Origin of the sequence: Caulobacter sp. CCNWLW153, from assembly GCF_036889365.1 — a bacterium.
Lineage (GTDB): Bacteria > Pseudomonadota > Alphaproteobacteria > Caulobacterales > Caulobacteraceae > Caulobacter > Caulobacter radicis.
On record NZ_JBAKFV010000033.1, the window covers coordinates 1 to 8,160 of the forward strand.

Consider the following 8,160-nt stretch of genomic DNA (forward strand, 5'->3'; position numbering starts at 1 on the left):
GCCCGCATCGTCGCATCTAGGGGCGGATGATGGTTGCTGTGGTGGCTGGCGCGGGCCTTGGGCTGGAGCGCAGTTCGGGTTTCGTCCTGGGAAGCAACGGACAGCTGGGCCAGGCGTCGGTGGGACGGGCGGGCGGCAACGTCTATGTCAACGCCGCCAGCGGCAACCTGGTCATCCAGAGCACAGACGAGATGCTGTTTGGCCTGGGCCAGGACGTCGATGTCGGGCGCGCCTACAACAGCCTGGGCGCGACGGCCTGGCAGACCAGCCAGGCGCGCCGGGTCACCGGCCTGAGCGGCGCGGTCAACACCGCCGGCAGCACGGTCACCCGCATCGCCGCCGACGGCTCCGACGTCGTCTACGCCTATGACGCCGCGCTCGGCGCCTATGTCGCCAAGGAAGGCGGCGGCGGCTACGACCGACTGACTTTCTCAGGCTCGACCTGGACCTGGACCGACGGCGCCAGCCGCACGGTCGAGCTCTACGACGGCGCCAACGGCGGCCGCATCACCCGGTCGACCGACAAGAACGGCAACGCCCTTGTCTTCACCTACAACGCCGCCGGCCAGCTGGACCGGGTGACGACGGCCGATGGCGCCTACACCGCCTTTGTCTATACCGGCGCGCTGCTGACCCAGGTGCTGACCACCTACGTCCACCAGCCGCCCGGCGCGGACCTGCCCGAGACCCGCACCGAGACGGCCGTCTACTACGGCTATGACGGCGCTGGCCGCCTGTCGACGGTGACCATCGACCTGAGCCCCGAGGACGGGTCGATCACCGACGGCAAGGTCTATGTGACCACCTACGGCTATGACGGGACCAGCAACCGCGTCGCCTCGATCACCCAGACCGACGGCTCCAGCCTGCAGATCGCCTACACCCAGGTCGGCGCCGACCATCGGGTCTCCAGCCTGACCCAGCTGGTCGCCGGCGGCGCGGCCCGCGTCACTTCGTTCAGCTACGACACCACAAGCCGCGTCACCACGGTCCTGGACCCGCTGAACCAGGCCACCAGCTTCGCCTACGACGCCAAGGGCCAGCTGATCTCGATCACCGCCCCGCCGGCCGTGGCCGGGGCGCCCGCCCAGGTCACCCAGTTCACCTACAACGCCATGGGCGACGTGCTCAGCGTCACCTCGCCCGACGGCTCGATCGTCACCTACGGCTACGACGCCAACGGCAATCGCACCAGCGAGGTCGACAGCCTGGGCAACACGGTGACGCGCACCTTCAGCGCCGCCAACCAGGTCCTGACCGAAACGCAGTACCTGGTCGCCGATCCGGACGGGACCGGCTCGGGCGTGGCGTCCTCGCCGCTGACCCTCCGCTACGCCTACAACGCCGCGGGCGACCTGCGCTATGTCGTCGGGGCCGACGGCGCGGTCACCGAATACCGCTACGACGCGCAAGGCCGCCAGACCAGCGCCATCCAGTATGTCGGCGGCGTCTACAGCGTCGCCGCCCTGGCCGTGACCGCCACCCTGTCGGAGACCACGCTCAACAGCTGGGTCACCAACCATTCGAGCAAGAGCGCCAGCCAGCGCACCGACACCACCTACGACTTCCGCGGCAACGTCGCCACGGTCACCGCCTACGGCAAGGTGCTCTCGACCGGCGCGGGCGACACCTCGGCCACGACCGAGATCACCAAGGTCTTCTACGTCTACGACCAGCACGGCAGGCTCCTGTCGCGCAAGCCGGCCGATTTCACCGCCGCCGAGGTGTTCGTCTATGACGGCCTGGACCGGCTGGTGGGCAGCACCGATTTCGCCGGCGCGACCACCTCGGTCCTGTTCGACGACGCCAACAGCCAGACGATCGTCACCCTGGCCAACGGCCTGGTGAAGACCTCGACCTTCAACCTCGCCGGCGAGCTGGTCAGCTACAGCGAGGCCGGCGGCGGCCTGGCCAGCGCCACCACCACCTACGCCTACGACGCCGACGGCCGCCTGCGGATGGCCACCGGCCCCGACGGCCTGCGCCGCTACGTCCTCTACGACAACGCCGACCGCAAGGTCGCCGACATCACCGCCGACGGCGCGCTGGTCGAATATGTCTACGACCGCGACAACCTGCTGGTCGGGTCCATCCAGTACGCCACCCGGCTGGGCGCGAGCGTCCTGGCCTCGCTGGTCGACGCCGGCGGCCAGCCCGCGGCCGTGGACCTGGCCGCCGTCCGGCCGGCCGCCACCGCCGCCGACCGCGCCGCCTGGTCGATCTACGACGCGGCCAATCGCCTGGTCGAGACCATCGACGCGACCGGCGCGGTGACGGTGTTCAGCTATGACGGCGCCTCGCGCCTGGTCGCCAGCACCGCCTACGCCAACCTGCTGTCGTCCACCGCCCTGACCGGCTTCAAGGCCCAGTATCCGACCACCCTCCAGCTGCCGACGGCCAGCGCCCAGGACCGCGTCACGCGCCGGTTCTACGACAGCGCCGGGCGCCTGGCCGGCGCGCTCGACGCCGAGGGCTATCTCAGCCAGAGCTTCTACGACGGGGCCGGGCGGGTCATCCGCACCCTGCGCTCGGCGAGCGCCGTCGCCACGACCCTGCGGGCGGCCGGCACGCTGGCCCAGCTGGTCGCCAGCGCCGGGACCTCGGCCGGCGACATCAACAACTGGATCGTCTACGACAACCGCGGCTTCCAGCGCGCCGTCATCGACGGCGAGGGCAACCTCACCCGCTACCACTACACCCCGCAGGGCGATATCGACCAGGTCATCGCCGGCCAGAAGCTCGATCCGGCCAGCCTGCTGACCACCCCGCCGACCCTGACCAACCTGGCCGCGGCCGGCAGCGGCGTCGTGCTCGACACCACGGCCTATACCCGCAACCTGTTCGGCCAGGTCCTGACCGAGACCAGGACCCTGGCGACCGGCGCGGTCCAGACCGCCAGCTACGTCTACGACAACATGCAGCGCCTGGTGCGCCAGACGGTCGGCGTCGGGGCCGAGGCCCGCACCAGCAACCACGTCTACGACCTCAAGGGCCGGCTGACCGGCACGCTGGGCGGGGTCGGCAGCGCCGCCCTGGCGGCCCTGGGCGCGGGCGCCTCGGCCGCCCAGATCGCGCAGGTCTACGCCACCTACGGCACGACCTATGTCTATGACGACGCCGACCGGCTGATCGCCAGGACCCAGGCCGACGGCGTCGACGATGTCGGCAACCGCACCCTCTACTACTATGACGAGGCCGGCCGCCTGGCCTACGAGATCGACGCCCTCGGCGCGGTCGTGGGCCATGGCTACAACAGCTTTGGCCAGCGCAGCGCCGTCACCACCTACGCCACCCCGATCGCCGCGGGGGCCCTGGCGGCCTTGAGCGGCGGGATGGTCAGCGCCGCGCTGACCACCCTGATCACGCTCGACGCCGCCGCCGACAGCACCGTGGCCTTCGGCTACGACGCCGCCGGCCAGCTGGTCCTGTCCACCAGCGCCACCGGCGCGGCCACCCGCTACGGCTACAACGCCTTCGGCGACCTGGCCTGGCGCACCGACCCCGTCGGGACCGGCCAGACCCGCCTGACGACCAGCACCCATGATCGCCGCGGCCTGCTGCTGACCCAGAACCAGGACGCGGCCGCCGGCGGGCTGCAACTTCTGACCCAGTACGGCTACGACGCCTTCGGCCGCGCCCTGCAGGCCATCGACCCGGCCGGCCGCACGACCAGCACCACCTATGACCGCGCCGGCCGCGTCGTCACCACGACCGACGCCCTGGGCCAGCTCACCAGCTTCACCTACGACGGCCGCGACAACGTCCTGACCCGCACCGACCGCACCGGCGCGATCACCCGCTTCGCCTACACCGCCTTCAACCAGAAGATCACCGTCACCGCCCCCGGCGGCTTCATCACCACCACCAACCGCAACGTGCTGGGCGATACGGTCTCCATCACCGACGCCAACAGCAACGTGACCACCTGGACCTATGACGCCGACGGCCAGGTCCTCACCGTCACCGATCCGGCCGGCGTCGAGCAGAGGACCTATGACGCGGCCGGCCACCTGGCCACGGTGGTCGACGCGCGCGGGATGGTCACCCGCTACACCTACGACGCGGCCGACCGCGTCCTGACCCGCAAGGTCGACGAGGCGGGCCTGGCCCTGGTCACCACCTACGAATACGACGCCAAGGGCCAGCAGGTCCGCGTCACCGATCCGTCCGGCGTCGTCACCGCCGTGGCCTTCGACCTCGACGGCCGCCAGACGGCGATCACGGTGGATCCGGGCGCCGGCGGCCTGGCCCTGGCCACCACCTACGCCTATGACGACGCCGGCCGCGTCGTCACCGTGACCGAGGGCGCGGGGACGTCCGCCGCCCGGGTCACCCGCTACGTCTACGACCAGGCCGACCGGCGCACCCAGACCATCGTCGATCCCGACGGCCTGGCCCTGGCCAGCAGCTACGCCTACGACGCCGTGGGCAATGTCGTGGCCAGCACCGATCCGGCCGGCGCCGTGACGCGCTATGTCCATGACGCCGACGACCGGCTGATCTACGCCGTGGGCCCGACCGGCGAGGTGGTGGCCAACGGCTATGACGGCGAAGGCCGCCTGACCTCCACGCGGCGTTATGCCGGCCTCATCGCCGCGGCGACCCTGGCGGCCCTGCCCCTGGCGATCACCGCCGCCACTGTCACCGGCGCCGTCGCCGTCTCGCCCAGCGACCATGTCGACAGCTACGTCTATGACGGCGACGGGCGGCTTCGCTACACGATCGACGCCAACGCCCAGCTGACCGCCTACACCTACGACCCGGTCGGCAACCTGATCAACACGCTGCAATACGCAGCCCCGATCACGACCAGCGCCAGCTACACCCTAGCCTCCGTCCAGGCCCTGATCAGTTCGCTGGGCCTGGGCTCGCTGGCCGCCAACCGCACCACGCGCTCGATCTACGACACCGCCAACCGCCCCGCCTTCACCATCTCGGCGACCGGCTCGGTGACGGCCTACACCTATGACGCCAACGGCAACGTCACCAAGGTCATCGAATACGCCAAGCTCACCACCCTGACGGGCAACCCCACCCTGGCCAGCATCAGGAGCTGGGCGACGTCCAACGCCGGGACCGCCGACCGGGTGACCCGCACGATCCATGACGCGGCCAATCGCGCGGTCTACGGCGTCGACGCCCTGGGCTACGTCACCGAGCAGCAGTACGACGCGGCCGGCCGCGTGGTCGCCACCCTGCGGCGGGCCGACGCCTACGCCGTCGGCGATGCGACCACCCAGGCCAGCCTGGCGGCCCTGATGGGCGCGCCCGCCGCCACGACCGCGACCATCCAATACCTCTATGACGACGCCGGCCGGCTGGTGGAGACCATCGACCCGGCCGGGGTGCGCACCCATCGCGGGCTCGACGCCACAGGCCGCGTCACCGACCTGACGCTCGCCTACGGAACCGCCCAGGCGGCGACCACCCACGACGTCTACGACGCGGCCGGCCGCCTGACCGCCCGGACCCTGGCCTTCGGCAGCCCCGTGGCCGCCACCACCCTCTACACCCACGACGGCGCCGGGCGGGTCCTGACCATCACCGACCCGGGCGGCGTCGCCACCACCCAGGCCTATGACGCGGCCGGCCGCCTGGTCCAGGTCACAAAGCCCCTCGACGCCACGACCAGCGCGGTGACGATCAACGCCTACGACGCCTTCGGCAACCTGGTCAGCGTCACCGATCCGCGCGGCCATGTCGGCTACTTCTACTACGACCAGCTGGATCGCCTGGTCCTGCAGGTCGATCCCGAAGGCTATGCGACGGCCACCACCTACACCCTCGGCGACCAGCCCGCGACGGTGACGCGCCATGCGGTCAAGGCGACCGGCGTCGGCTCGACCAGCGTGCGGCCGACCCTGACGCCCGACGCCAGGGACGCCACCACCACCTTCGCCTACGACAAGCTCGACCGCCTGACCTCGACCACCGACGCCGAGCAGTTCACCGAGACCTACACCCTGGACGCCTTCGGCGACCGGATTTCGGTGACCAACAGGCTGGGCGGGGTGACGACCAACCTCTTCGACAAGCGCGGCCTTCTGCTATCGGAAACCCTGCCGATCAGCTCGACCCGCGCCGACGGCACGGTGGCCGCCACCACCGTCACCAACCTCTACCAGTACGACGCCCGCGGAAACCGCACGCGCGCCATCCTGGCCTCGGGCCTGACCGAGCAGCGCACCACGCTCTACGCCTACGACCTGGCCAACCGCCTGGTCACCACCACCGGCGACGCGGTCCAGGTCACCGCCAACGATCTTGTGACCACCTCCACCGCCGCCCAGGTCCAGACCCTGGTCCATGACGCGCGCGGCAACGTCATCGAAAGCATCGGCGTCAACGGCGCGCGCACCCTCAGCTATTACGACCTGCAAAACCGCAAGATCGCCCAGCTCGACCCGGTCGGCGCCCTGACCACCTGGACCTACGACGCCAGCGGCAATGTCGCCTCGCAGACGGCCTATGGCGACCTGGTCGCCCTGCCCGCCACCGCCGGCGGCGCACCGCCCGCCCCCGTCGACGCGGCCAACCATCGCCTCACCACCTTCGCCTACGACGACAACGACCGCCTGGTCGCCAGGACCGTCCACGGCGCCGTGGTCGGTCGCGAGGTCGGCGGCGTCTACGCCGCGGCCCTGGCCGACATCGTCGAGCGCACCGACTATGACGCGGCCGGCAACGTCATCAAGACCACCGACGGCAACGGCGCGGCGACCTACTTCTATTACGACAAGGCCGGCCGCCAGGTCGGGACGGTCGACGCCCTGGGCTACCTGACCGCCAACCTTCTGGACCAGAACGGCAACGTCCTGGTCGAGACCCGCTCGGCCGCCGCCCTGGCCCCCGGCTTCTCGACCACCAGCCTGCCCACGCCCCCGCCCGGCTCGGACGACCGCGTCACCGTCTTCACCTATGACCGCAACGGCCAGCGGCTGACCCTCAGCCGCCTCAACGTCGTCAGCCATGCGGTAAGCATGGACGGCTCGCTGGTCGCCGGCGCCACCACCGCGACGGTCACCTACACCTATAACGGCCTTGGCCAGGTGACCTCCAAGACCGAGGCCACCGGCGAGCTGACCACCTACGCCTATGACCTGCAGGGCCGGCTGACCAGCATCACCGCCCCGCAGATGCGCGACTACACCTTCACCTTCGTCACCCCGCGCACCACCTACGCCTATAACGGCGTCGGCGATCTGACCCGCAGCACCGTCAACAGCGTCGGCGGCGCGGCCGCCCAGGCCCGCGTGACCACCTATGCCTACGGCGCCGGCGGGCGCCTGGCCTCCAGCACCGACGCCTCCGGCTTCACCCGCTCGTTCGGCTATGACGCGGCCGGAAACATCGTCAAGACCAGCTACAACCGCCTGCTGTCCAGCGGCGCCTCCGTCACCGAGGCCCAGGCCGTCCGCTACGACCTGGCCGGCCGGGCGGTCTTCCAGGCCAACGCCGGCCTCAGCGGCGCCACCTGGACCATCGGCGACGCCCGCCAGACCCAGTACAACGCCTTCGGCGAAGTGGTCGCCCAGGGCGTCAACGGCGGCGCCCAGCAGACCTACGCCTACGACGCCGCCGGACGGGTCTGGCGCGACCTGGGCGACGACGGGGTGGCCCGCCTCCACGTCTACGACGCGGCCGGCAACCAGACCCTGGCCATCGCCTCCTCCGGCGCCGACCTCTCGGCCCTTAGCCTGACCGGCGCCCTGGCCCTCGTCACCGCCAACGGCGCCCACGCCGTCGGCGCCGCCCCCGTCGCCGGCGTGACCACCACCATCACCGCCTTCGACGCCCGCAACCAGGCCACCGCCACCCGCCAGCCCTTGCGCGAAACCAGCGCCGGCGTCTCCGGCCTGATCCAGACCCAGAAGGCCTACAACGCCTTCGGCGAGACCATCTCGCAGACCGACGCCTTGGGCGGCCAAAGCCTCTACACCTACAACACCCTGGGCAAGCTGCTGACCTCCGCCCTGCCCACGGTCAACGTCACCGACGAAACCGGCGCCGTCCACGCCGTCTCGCCCGCCACCACCCACTACTACGACGTCTCCGGCCGCCTCGTCGCCACACGCGACGCCAACGGCGCCCTCACCACAAGGCAACTCCTCGCCGGCAGCGGCTACGGCGACGACCAGGCGCTGGCGATCTCCGAGCGGC

1 protein-coding gene is annotated in these 8,160 nt (G+C 70.9%); it reads left to right on the top strand.

Annotated features, from left to right (window positions below):
- Positions 1 to 29 precede the first annotated feature (29 nt).
- Positions 30 to 8,160, top strand: an 8,131-nt coding sequence (locus tag V6S85_RS26390) for a hypothetical protein (protein WP_334350795.1), incomplete at its 3' end; no start/stop codon positions are given.